General features: G+C 40.4%; 19 protein-coding genes. 5 read left to right on the forward strand and 14 right to left on the reverse strand.

The window, feature by feature from the left end; genetic code table 11:
* Nucleotides 1–4 precede the first annotated feature (4 nt).
* A complete protein-coding gene (locus C7B62_RS10560) occupies nt 5–1,267 on the forward strand; it encodes a SufS family cysteine desulfurase (protein WP_106235642.1) in 1,263 nt (420 codons plus the stop codon).
* Nucleotides 1,268–1,946: 679 nt separating this feature from the next.
* Here the strand turns inward: C7B62_RS10560 and C7B62_RS10570 are convergent.
* The 3 genes from C7B62_RS10570 to C7B62_RS10580 are packed head-to-tail and all read right to left on the reverse strand — an operon-like array spanning nt 1,947 to nt 2,809.
* The gene (locus C7B62_RS10570; RefSeq protein ID WP_106235646.1) at nt 1,947–2,204 is read right to left on the reverse strand and encodes a hypothetical protein; all 258 of its coding nucleotides are present in this window, start codon (nt 2,202–2,204) and stop codon (nt 1,947–1,949) included.
* Entirely contained in the window at nt 2,182–2,421 is a 240-nt protein-coding gene (locus C7B62_RS10575; RefSeq protein WP_233219907.1) for a hypothetical protein, read from the reverse strand. The genes C7B62_RS10570 and C7B62_RS10575 overlap by 23 nt, the downstream gene beginning before the upstream one ends.
* A gap of 43 nt (nt 2,422–2,464) precedes the next feature.
* On the reverse strand, nt 2,465–2,809 hold the full coding sequence (locus C7B62_RS10580; RefSeq protein WP_106235649.1) for a toxin-antitoxin system HicB family antitoxin: 345 nt from the start codon (nt 2,807–2,809) through the stop codon (nt 2,465–2,467).
* 261 nt (nt 2,810–3,070) lie between these two features.
* Between C7B62_RS10580 and chlP the strand changes: the two genes are divergently transcribed.
* Nucleotides 3,071–4,294, forward strand: coding sequence for a geranylgeranyl reductase (gene chlP, locus C7B62_RS10585; RefSeq protein WP_106235652.1), 1,224 nt, complete (start codon nt 3,071–3,073; stop codon nt 4,292–4,294).
* 124 nt (nt 4,295–4,418) lie between these two features.
* Here chlP and C7B62_RS10590 read toward each other — a convergent pair whose 3' ends face one another.
* A complete protein-coding gene (locus C7B62_RS10590) occupies nt 4,419–4,817 on the reverse strand; it encodes a TetR-like C-terminal domain-containing protein (RefSeq protein WP_158260662.1) in 399 nt (132 codons plus the stop codon).
* Nucleotides 4,818–5,053: 236 nt separating this feature from the next.
* Here C7B62_RS10590 and C7B62_RS25675 point away from each other — a divergent pair, with 236 nt between their 5' ends.
* Complete coding sequence (locus C7B62_RS25675) at nt 5,054–5,221, forward strand: hypothetical protein (RefSeq protein WP_158260663.1); 168 nt, start codon at nt 5,054–5,056, stop codon at nt 5,219–5,221.
* Nucleotides 5,222–5,588: 367 nt separating this feature from the next.
* On the opposite strand, the gene C7B62_RS10600 is transcribed toward C7B62_RS25675, so the two are convergent.
* From C7B62_RS10600 to C7B62_RS10630, 7 genes are all read right to left on the reverse strand, one after another.
* Nucleotides 5,589–6,038, reverse strand: a complete 450-nt coding sequence (locus C7B62_RS10600) for a GFA family protein (protein WP_106235659.1) — start codon at nt 6,036–6,038, stop codon at nt 5,589–5,591.
* A gap of 93 nt (nt 6,039–6,131) precedes the next feature.
* Complete coding sequence (locus C7B62_RS10605) at nt 6,132–6,479, reverse strand: XRE family transcriptional regulator (RefSeq protein ID WP_106235661.1); 348 nt, start codon at nt 6,477–6,479, stop codon at nt 6,132–6,134.
* A gap of 11 nt (nt 6,480–6,490) precedes the next feature.
* Nucleotides 6,491–6,844 carry a type II toxin-antitoxin system RelE/ParE family toxin gene (locus tag C7B62_RS10610; RefSeq protein WP_106235692.1) on the reverse strand — a complete coding sequence of 118 codons (354 nt, stop codon included), beginning with the start codon at nt 6,842–6,844 and terminating at the stop codon, nt 6,491–6,493.
* 185 nt (nt 6,845–7,029) lie between these two features.
* Nucleotides 7,030–9,873, reverse strand: a complete 2,844-nt coding sequence (locus C7B62_RS10615) for a hypothetical protein (RefSeq protein WP_106235663.1) — start codon at nt 9,871–9,873, stop codon at nt 7,030–7,032.
* A gap of 30 nt (nt 9,874–9,903) precedes the next feature.
* Nucleotides 9,904–10,620: a hypothetical protein gene (locus C7B62_RS10620; RefSeq protein WP_106235666.1), complete on the reverse strand. Its 717-nt coding sequence runs from the start codon at nt 10,618–10,620 to the stop codon at nt 9,904–9,906.
* A gap of 56 nt (nt 10,621–10,676) precedes the next feature.
* Complete coding sequence (locus C7B62_RS10625) at nt 10,677–12,236, reverse strand: hypothetical protein (protein ID WP_106235669.1); 1,560 nt, start codon at nt 12,234–12,236, stop codon at nt 10,677–10,679.
* 97 nt (nt 12,237–12,333) lie between these two features.
* Complete coding sequence (locus C7B62_RS10630) at nt 12,334–12,945, reverse strand: class I SAM-dependent methyltransferase (protein WP_106235671.1); 612 nt, start codon at nt 12,943–12,945, stop codon at nt 12,334–12,336.
* An 82-nt stretch (nt 12,946–13,027) separates the two neighbouring features.
* Here C7B62_RS10630 and lpxD point away from each other — a divergent pair, with 82 nt between their 5' ends.
* Nucleotides 13,028–14,065, forward strand: coding sequence for a UDP-3-O-(3-hydroxymyristoyl)glucosamine N-acyltransferase (lpxD, locus tag C7B62_RS10635; RefSeq protein ID WP_106235673.1), 1,038 nt, complete (start codon nt 13,028–13,030; stop codon nt 14,063–14,065).
* 224 nt (nt 14,066–14,289) lie between these two features.
* Complete coding sequence (locus C7B62_RS10640) at nt 14,290–15,159, forward strand: shikimate dehydrogenase (RefSeq protein ID WP_106235676.1); 870 nt, start codon at nt 14,290–14,292, stop codon at nt 15,157–15,159.
* Nucleotides 15,160–15,463: 304 nt separating this feature from the next.
* Here the strand turns inward: C7B62_RS10640 and C7B62_RS10645 are convergent, their stop codons facing one another.
* The 3 genes from C7B62_RS10645 to C7B62_RS10655 all read right to left on the reverse strand — a co-directional run bounded on the left by C7B62_RS10645 (nt 15,464) and on the right by C7B62_RS10655 (nt 18,945).
* Nucleotides 15,464–16,594, reverse strand: coding sequence for a geranylgeranyl reductase family protein (locus C7B62_RS10645; protein ID WP_106235678.1), 1,131 nt, complete (start codon nt 16,592–16,594; stop codon nt 15,464–15,466).
* Between the two features lie 404 nt (nt 16,595–16,998).
* Nucleotides 16,999–18,621 carry a peptide chain release factor 3 gene (locus tag C7B62_RS10650; RefSeq protein ID WP_106235681.1) on the reverse strand — a complete coding sequence of 541 codons (1,623 nt, stop codon included), beginning with the start codon at nt 18,619–18,621 and terminating at the stop codon, nt 16,999–17,001.
* A gap of 102 nt (nt 18,622–18,723) precedes the next feature.
* On the reverse strand, nt 18,724–18,945 hold the full coding sequence (locus C7B62_RS10655) for a type II toxin-antitoxin system PemK/MazF family toxin (protein WP_233219908.1): 222 nt from the start codon (nt 18,943–18,945) through the stop codon (nt 18,724–18,726).
* Between the last annotated feature and the right edge of the window lie 81 nt (nt 18,946–19,026).

Here is a 19,026-nt window from a genome sequence, read left to right on the forward strand (position 1 = left end):
CAACATGACTTTTACCCAAGAAAAGACTTTAGGCGACAGCGTTAGAGAAGACTTCCCTATTCTCCATCAAAAAGTTAATGATAGACCTTTAATCTACTTTGATAGTGCCGCCTCTTCCCAGAAACCCCAGGCGGTACTAGATGCCTTGCAACATTATTACCGAAGAGACAATGCCAACGTTCATCGTGGTGCGCACACCCTTAGCGGTAGGGCAACGGATGCTTATGAAGGGGCAAGAGATAAAGTTGCTCAGTTTATTAACGCTGCTTCTCGTGATGAAATTATCTATACTCGCAATGCCAGCGAAGCAATTAACCTAGTGGCATACAGTTGGGGATTAGCTAATTTAGAACCTGGCGATGAAATTATTCTTTCCGTCATGGAACATCACAGTAATATTGTTCCTTGGCAGCTGATCGCTCAAAAGACTGGGGCAGTAATTAAGTATGTAGGACTAACTCCCACTGAAGAGTTTGATTTTGCCCAGTATAAATCCCTGCTATCTGACAAAACTAAGCTTGTCTCGCTCGTTCATGTTTCTAATACCTTGGGGGTAATTAACCCTGTAACAGAAATTACCGCAGAAGCTCACAAACACGGCGCTAAAGTCTTAATTGATGCCTGTCAAAGTGTGCCTCATCTGCCCGTTGATGTTCAAGCAATGGACTGTGACTGGTTAGTCGCTTCAGGACATAAAATGTGTGCTACGACAGGAATTGGCTTCCTCTATGGTAAAAAAGAGATTTTATTAGCCATGCCTCCCTTTATGGGTGGTGGGGAAATGATTGATGAGGTATTTCTCGACCATTCCACCTATGGTGACTTACCCCATAAGTTTGAAGCGGGAACTCCTGCTATCGGTGAAGCGATCGCTTTAGGGGCAGCAGTAGATTATCTTAATAGTATCGGCATGGACAAGATCCACGCCTACGAAGAAGAATTGACCTCCTACTTATTTAAGCAATTAGCCACTATTTCTAACTTAAGAATCTACGGCAAACAACCGACTCCAGAGGGGAAAGGTCGAGCAGCCTTAGCAGCCTTTAATATCCCAGGTATTCATGCTAGTGACCTAGCAACTCTCTTAGATCAGGAAGGGATTGCCATTCGTTCAGGGCATCATTGCACTCAACCTTTACACCGAATTTTAAACGCTTCTGGTAGCGCTAGGGCCAGTCTATATTTCTATAACACGAGGGAAGAGATTGATGCTTTTATCATTGCTTTAAAAGACACCATTGATTTCTTTCAAAATATGGATGAATAAAGGGGCAAAACTCGAAGCTTGAAGGCTCTTGTTTCGATATTGATCGCGACACTCTTGCAATCTCATCACCACGCCAAGCGAATTCTTCGGGATAACGGGGTTGTTCAACTGTCATAGATTTGAGCAGCAATTTTAAGTAGTAAGACCTTGCTACATAATATTTGCCTTATCAGGGATTCTGCCAAACCGCACAACCTGAGTTGTTGAGTACTCTAGCACCCATTTCAAGTCAATGTCGTAGAGATGAAAAGCATTATTTCCAAAATAACGTTCTGGATTCGATAAAATCTCTTCCCATCTCAGTTTTTGAATTTTAGAATAACCTGGGTCAATCAACAATAATTCACACAACGGTGGGATATTTTTGCTTGCTAGCCATACTAAAAGCTTTTTTTATACACTTCGTTCTCTAATGATGCAAAAACCCATTCCGTTTTGTCTTCAAGTCTTTGTTCCCACTCAAAATGCTTGTAGCTTATTATCTTTCTAATATCTCTTATTCTTAAACTGGGATGACGAAGATTTGTCATTGCCTCTCCTCAAATTCTCCGCAGAGCCTCCAACGCTACCAAACCGATCATTAATCGGGCTATCTCCAAAATATGATCGCTTAAAACCAAATATTGATCTCGTTTCAACTGATATATTTTCATTCTACAAATACAAATATTAGGCTGACTTAACTCAAAAGCAGTTCATATTCATCATGAGTACCAATCCACACCCAGTAATAATCATCACCTTTTTTAAGAGCCAAAGCACGGTAATTTTGAGTAATACGAGCAGACCAAAGATTTTTTCCTACTTTTTTAAAATGTAAAGATGGATGGGAATGGTTTTCTTGCCAAAGTTGATAAGTTTTACGAGCTTGTTTTCTGATTTTTAATGGAAGCTTGGCGTATAAATTCCAAAAATCAGGTGTTGTCAATGATTTCATCTAAATCTTTCACCTGATCAGCTTGGATGTCAGATTCAACTTTAGCAATAAACTTATCTAGTTTTCCTGTTGCTAAATCAGTTTGAATTTGTCGATCCCAAGTATCATCAAGATATCCATTTAACCAACCTGCAAGTTTGCGAGCTTCAACTGTTGATAATTCTTTGATCGCTTCTTCGATTTCTATAAGAGTTTTCATCTCTAGTAAATTTTGCAAATATATCTTAATGTTGCCATAGAAATAAGTCATCTGGATAGAATTACTTTCTTGCTAATTTAGTACTTACAAGAGCATTAAGGGAAATTCTAGCCTGTGCAGCTTCAATAGCTAAAGCTCTGTGAACTCGTTTATCAATACAAACGTTAAAACAGCCACTGTGATCTTTACGAGATGTTGCAATTGGTATTTTTTCGCCGTCTTCTTGGTAGTCCTCCTTGACCATTTCCCAGGCTAGGTAAAGCTCTTCCAGTGATTCATCTGCTGTATTTCCATGAGCGGATACGTTTGGAAGTTCTACTAGATATGCTATCAAGTCTTGTTCATCGTCGAGATAAAGATTGATGGTAAAACCATCCCAATCATAATTTCTAGGTTTCTTGTTCATAGGCTTATAAAACTAATGTGATGAATAAAGTTTTGTTACCTCAGTTGTTAAGCAGTATTTCAACTTTAGTCGAATCAGGCGATCGCGAGAAAATAAGCTAAAGCATCGTGATAGTATCCACTTTAGAGATGATCGAACATTACTAAAAATTCAGTATGCGATCGCAAAATTTGCTAAAGCCATTAGTGAAATTTAAACCACAATTTGCTTTTGTTTTTAGCTTTAAAAAAGATTGATTTATAGATATTTAGGAGAAAAACTTTGGGATTAAGGGTAGCCGTTGTCGGTTCAGGACCAGCAGGGTCATCAGCCGCAGAAGTTTTAGCCAAAGCAGGTATTGAGACTTATTTATTTGAACGTAAGCTAGACAACGCCAAACCTTGTGGCGGTGCCATTCCTCTTTGTATGGTGGATGAGTTTGATTTGCCCCAAAAGATTATCGATCGGCAAGTCAAAAAAATGAAAATGATTTCGCCATCCAATCGAGAAGTCAATATCGGCTCAACGCTTAAAGATGGGGAATACATCGGCATGTGTCGCCGTGAAGTCTTAGATGGCTTTTTACGCGATCGCGCAGCAGAATTGGGAGCCAATCTGATTAACGGTACTGTCTATCAGTTAGATATTCCTGATAGTGACAAAGATCCTTACACTCTTCACTATGCCGACCATTCTGGTGGTGCTGTCAAAGGAGAAATGAAAACCCTTAAAGTGGATCTAGTCATTGGTGCTGATGGTGCTAACTCCAGAATTGCCAAGGCGATTGACGCTGGAGATTACAACTATGCGATCGCTTTTCAAGAGCGAATTCGTTTGCCTGAAGACAAGATGGCATACTACGAAGATTTAGCAGAAATGTATGTTGGTAACGATGTTTCCACCGATTTTTATGCTTGGGTATTCCCTAAATTCGACCATGTAGCCGTGGGTACGGGAACCATGAAAGTAAATCAAGCTGATATTAAAAAGCTACAGGCTGGTATCCGCAAACGTGCTGCTAAAAGACTAGAAGGTGGTGAAATCATTAAAGTTGAAGCACACCCCATTCCTGAACATCCCCGTCCTCGTCCTATTCGTGGCAGAGTCGCCCTAGTTGGCGATGCTTTAGGCACTGTTACCAAATCTTCTGGAGAAGGTATCTATTTTGCCGCCAAATCCGGTCGGATGTGTGCGGAGATGATCGTAGAGCGATCGCAAAATGGACAAAGAATTCCCACAGAGAAAGACCTCAAAGACTTCATGAAGCTTTGGAACAAAGAATACGGTGCAACTTATCTGGTATTGGATATCCTGCAACGGGTTTTCTACCGTAGTGATGCTACCCGCGAAGCCTTTGTAGAAATGTGCGACGATATCGACGTACAGAAAATGACTTTTGATAGCTATCTCTATAAAACCGTAGTTCCTGCTAATCCTCTAACTCAAATGAAAGTAACAGCGAAAACTCTGGCAAGTTTATTAAGAGGTAATGCTTTAGCACCTTAAGTAATTTAAGTAATTAATCAGGAAATAATTAATTAATTTTAAATGGCATCAAACTAAATTAGCTGATGCCATTCTTTTTTGTGTTTCATATTAACAGCGATCGCTTTCTCGCCCTATCCATTATTTATGCGCTTATCCCTTTCGATACTGTCTTAGTAGCTATTTGAGCTAATTCCACGACCGAAGTGCGATCGTTGCTCATGAACTGGTTATCAATTGCTAACATTGCTACACCATGTACTAGTGACCAACATACATGAGCCAATTGTTGAGCATTAAATACTTTTGCTGCTTGTCCTGCTTTAATGACATCCAGTAAAACATTAAAAGCATTATTTGATGCTTGTGCTAGCTGAGGGTATTGGTTAGAGTTTCGAGGATAATCACTAGACATGACTCGATAGTAAGCCTGATGATCGATCGCGTACTTAACATACGCAACACCAATATTTTCCAATCTTAAGCGATCGCTCTTTTTAATGAAACCTATCGTCCCCTTAAAAGTGGTAGATATTTTAATCAACCGCAAGATTTAGCCAAGCTATTTCCTGCCATTGAGTAAGTCACAACAGTGATCACTTAAAGTTTTAACTTGGACTAAGATACTGACAGGGTAGTCATGCAAGAGCTTCTAAAATTTCTAGACAATTAGCGATCGCTAACTTAACTGCTGAGGAGAATTACGATCTCAAATTAGTTCTCGCTTCAATGATCCCCTTTGATACGTTTGATTTGACTAATCATCCTTGGTTAACCGCGATGTATACCAAACAAATGGTCTTTCCTGGAGCAATTTTAGTTTTTCATGCTAATTCGCTTAAGGTGGCAAAGAACACGGCGATCGCTCTAAAATTTATCTTAGAAGACCTGAGACAAAGAGGCTATCGTATTGTTACCGTCAGCGAACTATTAAATCAAAATTCATGAATTAATTGTTAGTAGGGTGCGATCTCAGTTCGCATAGGGCGATCGCGCGGAATACTCTTGCTCTCATAAGCAATTTTGTTAACGTTGCCCATCACCCGCCACAGATAACCTTATCGATATTTGCCTACTAATGATTAATGATCTTGAAGTCAATGTCATCAATGTACTGGCGAAGCTCTTGAGTGGGATCATCGCGCAACGAAACTACGACTAACTCTGATGCATTCAAGTCATCATCATTTGGCTCAAAGCCTGTAATCAAAACTCTCATTTCAAAGTACCATCTTAATGACAACCTTAAGCTAACTTAAGATTAGCCAATGTCAGATAGCCTTTATTTTATTTAACCACTGCTTTTAATACATTTCTACTCAATCTGAAATCGCTCAAACAGTTCGGCAAAGTCGCTAGGTTGCGCCTCGTAGTTTAACATCTGCTCACTCAGAACGACCCATTTTTGAGAACTTTTAGTCCACAGGTTGCCAGCGGGCTTAAGCCAACTTGTATCATCTAATGTTCCAGGTTTAACGTTGGTAATTTGGGCATTTCGGGCAGGGTTATGAAATAGTCTCGACCCACACTCCTCACAAAATAAGCAAGTCACTTCACGTCCGCTGTCAGAGACTCGCTTCCATTGTTTCGGTTTTCCTCGCAGAATAACAACTGCATCGCGGGGAACGGGCATAGACATCCCAAATGCACTCCCAGATTGCTTTTGACATTCTTGGCAATGACAAGCATACAGCGTCAATGGTTCAGCTTGGATCTCATATCGAATTTGCCCACATTGGCATCCTCCAGTATAAGAAGCGGTCATACTTATCACCCTATATTAATAGCTCGTGTTGATTATCGGCGATCGCTCCACCTGTTACTTGCATTTCTTGAACTAGCAATTTAAATAACTTGCCTAAGAATTTGACGAAGTACCTGAAGGCGATTCACATTCGTCTTCACAGTCCAGTAACCTTATAGGCTCTTGATCGGGAAATTCTACAATCAGGTGAAGTTTCCCCCCGACTGCGTGGATATAGTCTTTTAAGGTTGATAGATGTATATTATTGCGTCTTTCCAATCGAGAAACATTTTCTTGTTTAATACCTAGTAATGGTGCTATTTCTGCTTGAGTTAAATTTCTACGCTTTCTCAAATCACGCAATGTCATTTCTTCCTCGACCAGTTCTTTGGTAAGATAAGCAATTTTTTCTTGACGGTTTGTCGGTAATGATTTTATTTTGTCTCGCAGGGTAGTATTCATGTTGATAAATTCTATTTCTCAATGTTTGCTAAGTAATTATCAAATCTTCGATCAGCCAATTTAATAAGTTGATTGTAAAAGCGTTTTTGACTAACTCCTGATTTATCTCCAGCTACCAGTAGAATAGCTTGTCGTTTTGGATCGAAAGCAAATGCTACTCGCCACACACCATCACCAGCATTGAATCGAAGTTCTTTCATATTTCTGTGCTTAGAGCCGTTAAGTGTATCAACGTATGGTCTGGCTAGGGTTACACCAAATTCTTCTAATAATCCTGCATGACTTAATAGTTTATTTTGTACGTCTTCTAGTAGATTATCGAATTCAGACTCGAATTCTTTATGAAATACAACAGTCCAACTCATAATCATATTATGCGCTTAACAGCATATTTAAGCAATAAGAGTTTGAGCTAAATGAACCAGCAATTAATATTCAACAACCAGGGTTAATTAGTTAAAGCTACTTTTTCGTAGTGGCGATTTATATATACCTGACTGCCTTTTACGGAAATCGGTAGCATACGTTTTTCTTTAACTGCATACTGACTTTAAATCCATAATTTTGTTGGTGCTATTGGTTCTATATCTTTATCCCACCCACCTACTTGATAGGTTTGCAATAGCCACAAACTAGCACCATGATTGAGGAAGATTGACCCTAGGCTATCGTTGGCTAAACGAGGTAAAAGCGATCGCCAGCTAGTTAAAGCATTGACTACAGTAGTTACAGGACTATCAGCCAAGCGAGTGCCAATTAGGGATTGATAAGGATCGACCCAATCTGCCCGAGTTTGCCAAGTTATTAGTTGGTCTTCAATGGCTTTGTTTAGAGTTACTAAGCGTTGTAGTCTTTGAGTTTGAGGATGCTGGGGGTTAGTGGTAATCCAGGCTTTGATTTGAGGGTTCTGTTCAATTTCGGTCAGAGTCATATTAATCGCTTGATAAAGAGCCTGACAGGAATCTTGGACACAGGAGTTAGCAGGGCCGACAAATGTAGCCCCCGTACCGTCTCCAGTTCGATAACGCGCCATCATGCGATCTAATTGATAGGCTAAAGCATTGAGGGGAAAGCGACGCAAACCATCAAAGTTGTATTCTTCAAAGACATCCAGCTTGACGATGATATCGGTAATTGGGCGACTCCCCAGCCAACCAAATTGGCGATCGCCAACAAAGTTTGTCCAGTCTAAACTCGCGGCAATAATCCCCGTAGTGTTTTGGGTATATACCTGACCATAGCCAATTTTGAAGCGTAATTCTTGGGTAAGGGGTTCACGGACTACTCTAGCTAAACCAAAGGAGAAATGCCCGAAAAAGATGTTTAAAGGCGCAAATTCTCGTTTATTACCACCAATACCGCCATAAGTATGCAGAACGAGCAGGCGATCGCCTTCTTGATAAGAGTTAATTAATTCGGTGTCTGATAAGTTACCAGGGTTCAAGAGAATCGAATCAATCTGACCTTTTTTTTCGGTTACTCCCTGCCAATATTGGTCGTGAATATAATCGGTAGTTTTTTGTAACCCAGAAATAACCTTAGCTGGCTGTAGCTGGAATAAAGCACGGGGTGCGATCGCCTGTACTGTAAACATACCCTGCTCATTTTTTGCACCATAAATATACCAGCCTGTTTGATTTAAAGGAGACTCAGTAATTTTATTAGCAGTAGCAGGTAATACTCCATTGCGATCTGGCACTACTTGAGGCAGATAAACTATGTCTTCTTGACCATCAAATTGCCCAGAATGGTGATTGTAATGACGCACTAAGGCGTAGTCAGTGGGAAATACTTCCTTAAAGCTGACTAAGGCGTAATACTTGCCTGTAATTAAAATCGGTTCACGGCTGATCGATAAAATAATCTGGGGTTCTCTAATTACCTCTACCGAAGTCAAGGCAACCATGACATCATCATTTGGTCTAGCACCAGCCAAAGATTCCAGCGCCTGTACCTGTCGCCAATGATTTAAGCGCGTGGGCAAAACTATTCCCTGGTGAATACTTTTATAAGCTTGTTGAGAAAAATCAATCCTAATTTTGACTTGATTGACATAAGCCTGGATATCAGGGCGATCGCTCCAGCGTAAGTATACTTTTTTACCAATTAAGTCTAATTCTGGTGCATGATGCACTTCAAAATAAACCCCACCCACCTGAGAACGTTCGGTAACGTCTGGCAAGATTAAACGTCCCATCCATTCGGCTACAGGAAGATAGTGATCGCAATATGTTTGTGCCAACGGATAAAAGTCTGGTCGATTAAATTTAGCTTTAACGTAATTTTCATAGTCACTAACTATTCGTTCAGATTTTGCTGAGTAATCGGCAACAGCAGCAGGATAGGGTTCGTAACCGTCGACGCGAGTAAGAATGCGGAGAATGATTTCTATAGTTCTGGCTAAATGGTTGCTACCATCAGGGAAGAGCGCATTTTCATCTAAAGGGCCATTTTTGGAGTCATGTCCTACTTTGCCCAAGGAAATAAAGCTAATTTCACCGCGACTTTTAGCCAGATTCCAATTTGACCAGGTGATAATTGACCATCGGCGAGGGAATAAACAAGGAGTAAAACGAGTGACACGATCTTTTTCGCCAACCAAATGATAAAGATGTTCTACCTGAACCACCTCATTATTGCCACTAATCACTCCAGCTAAAGAAATTACTTCAATTGGTGCAGCCAAAACTCTTTTGATATATGGCACTGCCCCTAAAGATATTTGTCCCCCACCGCTATAACCAATCAGAGTGATTAAAGCACCGCTGCCAGGTTGATACCCCTTGGTCAATAGGCGGTCAATAATTATTTCTGCCGTACCACGATTGTAGATAGGGCCATAACGACTATCAACCGATACAGCTACCTGAAACATATTGCGGAGTAAGACTAAGAATCCCAAATTAGTCGTACGTTCAATCCAAAGCCAAAACTTGGCCAAAGGTCGATTAAGGGTTAAAGGCAGATTAATTACAGAGTAGGGAATGATGTTATCAATCAAAATGCGATCGCTAGGCAGAGATTCTGTTAACCTTTGTAAAAACCTTGCGCCTCGAAAGGAATATTTAAACGAACTTTTACCAATCCCATCTAGATAAACTATGTAATGAGGTGCAGCAGTTGCTTTACCCAGACTGGCTTGAGTATGTTTTAAAGATAAAGTGCTGGGATCTTGTTTGCCACCATACCATCCCGCCCACCAGCCAAGCGCTTCAAACGGTGCTAGTAAACCCGCCAATACTAGAGAAATTCCAATAATCCGTCCACTGTCAATCAGTAAATTGAATAATTGATTTTCGACCACAGCGTACCACTGTATCCACCCAACATTGGCTGGAGATAAGAAGGTAACTACACTTAACGCTAGTAAGACGAACAATATTCGTTTTAACATTTTTGCTAATTAATAACTGACGTTACTTACTCATTGAGTATTTTGCTGAGAATCTCCTAATAAGTCGGGAATATCTGTTGTCAAAGGAGGGATCGGCAAACCACTATAAAGCATCTGTTCGAGATAGTCTGGTTCGGTAATTAAATCGACTCCCGCTACCCAGTCAACTATACTGCTAGTAAAGCGGGCGATCGCTTTTCCCACGACTCGCTGAGATAATTGCAGCGCCAACCATCCCCCCAGACAGCATTCAAAAGCTTGCCAAATAGTTAAATTAGAAATTGTGCTTAAGCCGGTAGCGATCGCCAGTAGAGTCCAAATCGACAGTACGATTAAAATGGGCATCCCAAAATAAGGAATTACGATCAAAAAACCGAGTAACAATGGTGCATAGCTAAAGCCTAATGTTTTGATAACTGCGATCAGGGGAAAATTTAAGCCAAATAACCACTTTGCTACTAGCCAGGTACTGAAAACCCAAAAATTGTAGTTAAACACGAATAAGACGGCAGCGATCGCCACTGAGAGCAAAAATCGCCAAGGACGCACTCGATTGATAAACAGCATCACGCTTTGACCAAAAGTTTGTGATAAACCAGCTAACAAGACAACTACAATACTGGTAATTAAACTTAGAGGTAAATTATTAATCGATTTAAAAGTTTCGGCATCTAATAAGAAAACTCCAGAGACTAAACTCCAAAATTGATTGATAGCCGTATCTGTCGTTATGGCAATAATTAACATTATTTACTGAGAGAATTAACTTGCTGCTATCACCTGATTAAATTCTGGTAAGTGCTTCACTCTTTATGCTCTGTGAAATGAGCAGCGGGACAATTTCTATTCTGATGTTTCTCAATTTCCTCAAGATAAAATTTAGTTTCTTTACCCCAGCTAGCAGACTCATACCAGCGCCTGAGCCAGACTTCTGCATCAATATTCATTTCTGAATGACCAGGTACTTTGCAGAGATGACGAATAGCCTCTAAAATTTTATCTTCCTTACCTAACTGTGGTGCAACTGTTACTCTTAGTTGGTTCAGTGCTGTGTCGCAGCTAGCAGGGAAGTCACTGAGAAGTTGTTGTTGATTTGTTTCCAACTTCGCTATTAAGTTTAACGAAGACTGAGAGTCTGCATTTAATCCATTACAAAACTGTTGGAGTTCATTGATTTTTCGAGTAGAATTAGCAGCTATTTTTTCTGCTTTGGAAGATGCCAAATAGTTATTGATAATTAAAAATAAAGGAATTAGTAAAGCGATCGCAGCTAAAGGTACAAGGGAGTTTATTCTAGTTAATGATGCTGTAGTGCTTATAGTCTGCTTAGGGACAGAATTAGGTTGGGCTTTGGCATCAGTCTGAGTAAAAGCGGGAACTGTTTCTTCAATCGAAACTTGGGGATTATATTCAATAATTGAGCTAGCGGATTTGACAGGGTGAGAATTATTAATATCAATTGTGTTGCTAGTTTTGAGAGACTTTTTCTCTAATTCATTGGCAATAAATTCTTGATTAAAAATATGTTGATAAATTATATTGCTAACTTTGAGCCAATCATTTTCTTGAACAATCAGACCTAACAAAAGTAATTCTTTTTGTTCCTTATTGCCTTGATATTTTTTGTTGCCTGAAATTAAAATATCTTGATATTCTTTAAGTAATAATTTAGAGTCACAGCGAAAATTATTAAGTAAACTATGGCTAATTGCCCTAATTGATGATGCCGCTTTGCTAGTTTGCCATTTTCCGATCAGCGTTACCTTCACAAACCGATCTACTGTATTAATTTCTTGCCCTCCAGGAATATTAAAATCAGATTTGGCAAATACTTGTCCAATACTTTTAGTGAGATAGGGAATACCACCAGTCCAAGCTAAAATACGACTCAAAATCAAAGAATAATCGGCATACTTTTTTTCCAAATGTAGCTTTGCTTGGTTATATTTTTCCAAAGCATTTAATGACATTGGTTGAGGTGGCTTACAGGACAAGTTATCAAGAAAAAAATTAATTGTCTCTTGTTTAATCCAGCCTTTTTGTACGGCAATAACGCCAAACTTTTGGTGATTATTTTTTTGTTCCTGAAGTATGACCTTGATTTGCTGTTGATTCAATAAATTCGCCTTCTGTAGATAATAACCCAACGGAAAAATCTGTCCCTGATCGATAATTTCTTGCCATTTATCTACAAAAAAATCAATAGTTTTAGCTTTGAGTCCCTGTTGTAAAGCTAAAATTTCTCCCAACTTCATTTCCGTATATTGTGCCTGAAGTTCTAAGGCATCTTGTAGCTGTTGGGTAGAAATTAGTCCAGCATTTTGTAGCAATACCCCTGTAGGTAGTTTATTTTGTTTTAACATAGATAATAAATAATATTACTTTCAAGCAGAAAACTAAAAAATATCTCCAAAAAGAGATTAGATCAAAACTCAAAAAAATTACGGTTTGAATAATAATTTATTTTACAGCTACTCCTTGATACATATAGCCAATTACTTTGGGTAAATTTGGCGCATAAAACTGTTTAATAGTTACAGTAAGAAACTGTTGCTCAACTAGCTCCTTAATTCTACGATTGAGATGGCAGCCGTCTGCAATAACTTTTTGGATTGGAGTCAAACGATTTTGCCATACTTGAACCCTTGGCTCTTGGCTCAATCCATGCTCAACAAACAAGAATCTACCTCCTGGTTTTAAAACCCGAACTACTTCAGCGATCGCCTGTTCCACTAAAGGAATACTACACAACGTCCAAGTACAGACAACCGAATCAAAAGTAGCATCTCTCATCGGCAAATCTTCACCATTTAAGATCTTGTAGTCTACCGTAATCTGAGACTGTTTAATTCGCGATCGCGCAAGTTTTTGCATACCAAGATTAGGCTCTACCGTGGTAATCTTAGTTACCTGTTCGGGATAGTGAGGTAAATTCAAGCCAGTACCAAAACCAATCTCTAGGATCTCCCCCGACACATCCTTTAATAACTCCTGCCGATATTGCCCTAGATTAGAGCCAGACATCGCCAAGTCAATGCAGTAGGGAATAACGAAATTAGAATAAAATCCCATCGGCTATAAGATTAATCAAGAAAAATAGGAAAAATATGGCTTAGAATAATCCTTGCTTTTGTTCATCTAATCATCCTCTGCCATGAAGTTTCAAGAACTTGTTACCAAACTTGGTATAGCAGCTAATCATAACAGTTTCGCTCAACATCAGAATTTTAACCCCGAATTAACCAAGGTAGCTGCAATTGATCGGGCAGACAGTAGCTCATTAAGCTATGTAGAAGGGGGCAAGTTTGCTGCTATGGTGGCGACAACTCAAGCGAATGCTCTAATTCTGCCTTTAGAAGAGACTTTACAAACCCAAGCTTTAGAGAGAAATATTGCCTGGATTGCCACTGCCAACCCCAGATTATTATTTGCTCAAGCGATCGCCCTTTTTTATCAGCCTTTTAAACCAACTCCAGGTATTCATCCTAGTGCAGTAATAGACGCAGCTAGTATTCTCGGGAAAGATGTTTATATCGGCGCAAATGTAGTGATTGAAAGAGGAGTAACCATTGGCGATCGCGTGACGATTCATCCTAATGTCGTAATTTATCCTGATGTCACTATTAGTAACGACACTATTCTTCATGCCAACTGTACCATCCATGAACGGACTCAAATCGGTGCTAACTGTGTAATACATAGCGGTGCAGCGATCGGCTCAGAAGGTTTTGGCTTTGTGCCAACTGCAACAGGCTGGTACAAAATGGAACAGTCAGGCTCTACCGTATTAGAAGATGGTGTAGAAATTGGCTGTAATAGTGCAGTAGATCGCCCTGCGGTGGGAGAAACTCGCATTGGACGCAATACGAAACTTGATAATCTGGTACAAATTGGTCATGGCTGTCAAATCGGACAGAATTGTGCCATGGCTTCTCAAGTAGGATTAGCGGGAGGAGCAATCATTGGTAACGGAGTCATGCTAGGGGGACAAGTCGGGGTGGCAAACCAGGTAACAGTAGGCGATCGCGTCATTGCCACAGGACAAACTGGAATTACTGGCAACGTGGCACCAGGAGAGATGGTTTCAGGGATGCCCCATATTCCTAGTCGGCTCTATCGCAAGCTATTTGTCATGTATAAACGATTGCCTGAAATGTATAAAATGTATCAAGAATTAAACAAGCAACAGTAGGCTTTAAGAGTTTAGAGTTAAAAGCATTTGTTTAATTAAGGTTTAATAGATATAGTCATTCTAAATAAAAAACATATGGTCGTGTAGGGGCGAACGCCATAAAGGATTAGCTGGCGCGTCGCCGTTCGCCCTTACGAGGATTATCCGTTCTCACACCGTTAGCATAGGTCAATTAATTGGAATGACTATATAAGCTCTCTACCATTAAATCAAAGGTCAGCATCATGCAGCAAATTACAGGCAAAACTAAACTACTGGGTATCATTGGCGATCCTGTAGAACATTCCCTGTCTCCCATAATGCATAATGCAGCGATCGCTAGCTTAAGACTAGACTATATCTATGTTCCTTTCCCCGTCAAGCAAGGAGATTTAGCAACAATACTTGCAGGTTTTAACGCCTTCAATTTAGTCGGATTTAGCATTACCATTCCCCACAAACAAGCAATCATCCCGTTGCTGACAGAAATCTCTGACGATGCAGACAATATTGGCGCGGTCAATACAGTCTGGCGTACTGCATCAGGCTGGAAAGGCACAAACACCGATGCGGAAGGTTTTGTCGCACCCTTAAAAGCCATGTCTCGTGACTGGAGTAAAACAACTCCCGTAATTCTCGGTAACGGCGGTGCAGCTAGAGCCGTAATTGCTGGTTTGACCAACTTAGGATGCCAAGAAATTCATATTGTAGGACGTGATCCTAATAAACTAGCAAGGTTTTATCAGAGTTGGTCACACTCCACCAAGATTACTTCCCTACTTAAAATCCATCACTGGGATAACTTAAGCAGCCTAATTCCTGCTGCTGACTTGCTGGTTAATACAACCCCTGTAGGTATGTCACCTCATGTTGATACTTCTCCTGTCGAGGAATCTTTAATCCAGAAACTTAAACCAAATGCGATCGCCTATGATTTAATTTATACTCCTAATCCAACCCAGTTTCTGCAACTAGCTCAAGCTCAAGGCGCAATTGCGATCGACGGACTAGAAATGCTGGTGCAACAGGGAATAGCTGCTCTCCAAATCTGGCTTCAGCAACCAGTCCCCGTCGATGTTATGCGTGATTCACTCAAAGAGTATCTGGGACTCTAAGGCAATTAAAAACTCCGAACTCCTAACTCATTACCCATTGGTGACAAGTTAAGCAAAAGAGGCATTTGTCAAGACCCATTGGTAACAAGTTAAGCAAAAGAGCAAAAAGTCAAGCGCTATATGTAGTGTCTTAATCTATTATTTAGCACTAAATATAGAGATAAACTTAACCTAAAGCGCGATCGCCTTGTTTCTAAGTTTGTTCTTTAGAAATAGTTTAAAAGCTTAAAGCTTAAAGCTATTAGCTTAGAGCTAATAACCATTTGACAAACAGCGTAGTCTCTTAACTTGTCACCAATGCTCATTACCCAATACCAGGGATAAACTTCAACTTCTGCGTCGCTTTTTCCGCCACTTGTGAATAACTCAGTTCACCACAAAGGATTTTACCCATCAACTGACCCGCAGCAGGACGTTTTACTCCCATTTTGTAGGCTATTTTGGGAGCTTTAAAGAACAATCCAGCTAGGAAGTCTGCTTTAGCCAAATTTGACCCCCATTCTTGATTTATGGACTCGGTATAGCTTGATAAAGCATTAGCATCACCTTGCAATGCACCCATAATCGCATCTGCTGCGCGAACTCCAGTAAACATCGCGGGACGAATTCCTTCCCCAATTAGAGGATCGACCATTCCTGCTGCTTCGCCGACTAATAAAGCGCGATCGCTGTGTAAAGCGCGATCTTTGTGCCACAGATTCAAAGAATGCTCTTTGTATTCTCCTTGACTGGCATCTAGATTAAATAATTCTGCGTATTTAGTTAACTGTTTTTTTAATTCATCAGGCTTACCTTTGGGATCCCGCACATAAGCAGCACTAAAAGAATAACCGTCCGCTTTGGGAAAACACCACATAAAACCATTTTTCAACGACCCAAAATCAAAAAATGCCGTCATTTTACGGCGATCGCTGACATCTCCAGGTATTTGTAAACTAGCTGCTGCTACAGTTGGTGTGACATCCATGCCTAAAAGCTTGGCTACGCTACTATTAGCTCCATCGGCAGCAATTAAATACTTGCCTGCAAATGTTCCATTAGTAGTTTCTACCTGCCAAGTTTCACCCTGTAAGCTTACCCCTGTAACTTCTACATCGCTTTTAAACTCCGCACCTTTTCCTGTTGCCTGTTCCATCAAGAAGTTATCAAATTGACCCCGCTGCACCATCCACATTGGAGTCACTCCCTGTAACTCCACTTCCGCAGGATCGCCCATTTTAAAAGTGTATTTAACTTGGGAAACATGATTTTCCACTACAGGCGAAAAGTCAAAATCAAACCATTGAGCGATCGCGGGAGAAACGCCTCCACCACAAGATTTTTCACGGGGAAAATTGGCTTTTTCTAATACCAAAACCGAGTGACCTTGCTTTGCCAAATGATAAGCAGCACTACTACCAGCAGGGCCAGCACCTACAATAATACAGTCAAACATACTAAGTAATACCTGTTGCTCAAGATTGTTGTAAAACTTTTAACACCTTAAAGCAAGCGAAACAAATCAGTCAACTTTGTTCAATGAGCAATGAGCAATGAACAATGAACAATGAACAATGAGTCCTAAAGGATATGCGAAGCGGTATCTCCAACTATGCGAGACAAGTGGTTTACCATTAGCTCGCAAGCTCGCGTCACAATGAGCAATGAGACAGTAGGGTGGGCAAACGAACAAATTATACTTGTGTGTTTTCAATATTCTTTATACCCACCTAATCAGTAATCAGTAATCAGTCCTAAAGGATAAGCTTCTTGCTCAATAAGCTCAAGCGGGGGAACCCCGCCAACGCTTTTTCGCGCTTCGCAAATAATCAGTAATCAGTAATTAGTAATCAGTAATCATTAGTCTGGTTGTATTCCTGCACCTACAGGAGCGATGGACTTTAACTCTAATTCAGGTAAATCTTGTTCAATTTGGCGCAAATTCCACTCATTTTTAAATAGCAGCACTGGTCTACCCCAGTTATCCTTAACAGCGATCGCATTAAAGATCCGACCTGCTTTGGCTAAAGCATCCCAACCACCATATACCCAGCGAGCTACACTATAGGGTAAGGGTTCAGTAGTAGTTTCGACGTTATATTCATTCTGCATCCGAAACTGAACTACTTCTATTTGTAGTTGTCCCACCGCAGCTAAAATGGGGTCGCGTTTGAATTCATCAGTAGAATACATTACTTGCACTGCACCTTCTTCGCGCAATTCCTTAATGCCTTTTTGAAACTGCTTAAATTTAGATGGATTAGGATTTTTCAAGTAAGCAAAAATTTCGGGAGAAAAACAGGGTATACCTTCGTATTCAATCTTCTTACCATTATAAATGGTATCGCCGATCGCAAATACCCCAGGATTATTTAACCCAATAATATCTCCAGGAAAAGCCTCGTCTAAAGATTCTCTACCTTGAGCAAACAACTTTTGGGGACGAGATAGACGGACTGTTTTACCTGTACGAGCGTGCTGTACCGTCATGTCTTTTTCAAATTTACCAGTACAGACGCGCACAAACGCCACGCGATCGCGATGTTTGGGATCCATGTTTGCCTGAAGCTTAAAGACAAACCCCGTAAATTCTTCGTAGGTAGGCTCAATTACGCCAATCGATGAGTTGTGGGATTCGGGCTGTTGAGCATATTCTAAAAAGGCTTTAAGGAATAGCTCTACGCCAAAGTTAGTCATGGCACTACCAAAGAAAATCGGCGTCATTTTCCCTGCATGAACCTGTTCTAAATCAAAATCTACGCCAATTTCATCGAGGATTTCTAATTCTTCTTTAAGCTGATAATAAAGCTCTTGTTCGAGTAACTCCTCAATCCTGGGATCGCCTAATTCAATTATCGTATCCTGGGCTACCTTACTACCATGAGAACGACGTTCAAACAGGTGAATCTTTCTTTCCCGACGGTCAAACACACCCTTAAAGCGATCGCCCATACCGATCGGCCAATTTACAGCATAAGTCTGTAAACCGAGTTCCTGCTCGATTTCGTCGATTAGCTCAAAAGCATCTCGACCAGGACGATCTAGCTTGTTGACAAAAGTAAAAATAGGCAGCAATCGCAACTGACAAACTTCAAACAGCTTACGAGTTTGTGGCTCTAAACCTTTAGCAGCATCGATCAGCATCACGGAATTGTCCGCAGCAGCTAGAGTTCGGTAAGTATCTTCACTAAAATCTTGGTGTCCAGGAGTATCTAAAAGATTTATCTGAAACTGATTATAGATAAACTGCAACACTGTAGAGGTAATGGAAATACCCCGCTGTTGTTCCATTTCCATCCAGTCAGAAGTGACTTTACGCTGTTCTCGTCGGGCTTTAACCGCGCCCGCTTCATGAATTGCGCCCCCGTAAAGCAAGAGCTTTTCCGTCAGGGTTGTCTTTCCCGCGTCAGGGTGGGAAATAATCGCAAAATTACGACGGCTGGATACAGCCTGTTCAATTTCAGTCTGGAGTTCTGCGGGCATGAAATACACTGGGCAACAATTGTTAAGAATATTATATCTCTTGTCAAGGATCTAAATCTTAGATCTCAACTTTGAAGTCGCTATAAGCTTTTAAAAGATGTTTTAATCAAATAAAATTAGAGGCTCTAACTTGGCGCAAATTTCTTCGATTACCAAAGGCGGTGCTTCTTCAATGAACTTAATTTCTTTGGCTTGCCAATCAATACTTCTGAAATGATGAACTAAAACTACTCCTTTTGTTTGCATCTCTTCTGGCAACAAAACTTCAAAGCTAAATCCTTTAATTCTGCTGGTAATTGGGCAGACAAAAGCAAGAGAAGACATAGAAATGAACTACCCCAACTTAGCTAACGCTTGAAGTTGGGGTTTCCAACTCCTCGGTACTAAGTCGTGACTTTTGACGCT

Origin of the sequence: Pleurocapsa sp. CCALA 161, assembly GCF_003003995.1 — a bacterium.
Lineage (GTDB): Bacteria > Cyanobacteriota > Cyanobacteriia > Cyanobacteriales > Xenococcaceae > Waterburya.

Bases quoted from the DNA above. Each gene is read 5' to 3' on its own strand.
- C7B62_RS10560 (WP_106235642.1), top strand. From the start codon at position 5: ATGACTTTTACCCAAGAAAAGACTTTAGGCGACAGCGTTAGAGAAGAC.
- C7B62_RS10570 (WP_106235646.1), bottom strand. From the start codon at position 2,204: ATGAAATCATTGACAACACCTGATTTTTGGAATTTATACGCCAAGCTT.
- C7B62_RS10580 (WP_106235649.1), bottom strand. From the start codon at position 2,809: ATGAACAAGAAACCTAGAAATTATGATTGGGATGGTTTTACCATCAAT.
- C7B62_RS25675 (WP_158260663.1), top strand. From the start codon at position 5,054: ATGTATACCAAACAAATGGTCTTTCCTGGAGCAATTTTAGTTTTTCAT.
- C7B62_RS10600 (WP_106235659.1), bottom strand. From the start codon at position 6,038: ATGACCGCTTCTTATACTGGAGGATGCCAATGTGGGCAAATTCGATAT.
- C7B62_RS10605 (WP_106235661.1), bottom strand. From the start codon at position 6,479: ATGAATACTACCCTGCGAGACAAAATAAAATCATTACCGACAAACCGT.
- C7B62_RS10610 (WP_106235692.1), bottom strand. From the start codon at position 6,844: ATGAGTTGGACTGTTGTATTTCATAAAGAATTCGAGTCTGAATTCGAT.
- C7B62_RS10615 (WP_106235663.1), bottom strand. From the start codon at position 9,873: ATGTTAAAACGAATATTGTTCGTCTTACTAGCGTTAAGTGTAGTTACC.
- C7B62_RS10620 (WP_106235666.1), bottom strand. From the start codon at position 10,620: ATGTTAATTATTGCCATAACGACAGATACGGCTATCAATCAATTTTGG.
- C7B62_RS10625 (WP_106235669.1), bottom strand. From the start codon at position 12,236: ATGTTAAAACAAAATAAACTACCTACAGGGGTATTGCTACAAAATGCT.
- C7B62_RS10630 (WP_106235671.1), bottom strand. From the start codon at position 12,945: ATGGGATTTTATTCTAATTTCGTTATTCCCTACTGCATTGACTTGGCG.
- lpxD (WP_106235673.1), top strand. From the start codon at position 13,028: ATGAAGTTTCAAGAACTTGTTACCAAACTTGGTATAGCAGCTAATCAT.
- C7B62_RS10640 (WP_106235676.1), top strand. From the start codon at position 14,290: ATGCAGCAAATTACAGGCAAAACTAAACTACTGGGTATCATTGGCGAT.
- C7B62_RS10645 (WP_106235678.1), bottom strand. From the start codon at position 16,594: ATGTTTGACTGTATTATTGTAGGTGCTGGCCCTGCTGGTAGTAGTGCT.
- C7B62_RS10650 (WP_106235681.1), bottom strand. From the start codon at position 18,621: ATGCCCGCAGAACTCCAGACTGAAATTGAACAGGCTGTATCCAGCCGT.
- C7B62_RS10655 (WP_233219908.1), bottom strand. From the start codon at position 18,945: ATGTCTTCTCTTGCTTTTGTCTGCCCAATTACCAGCAGAATTAAAGGA.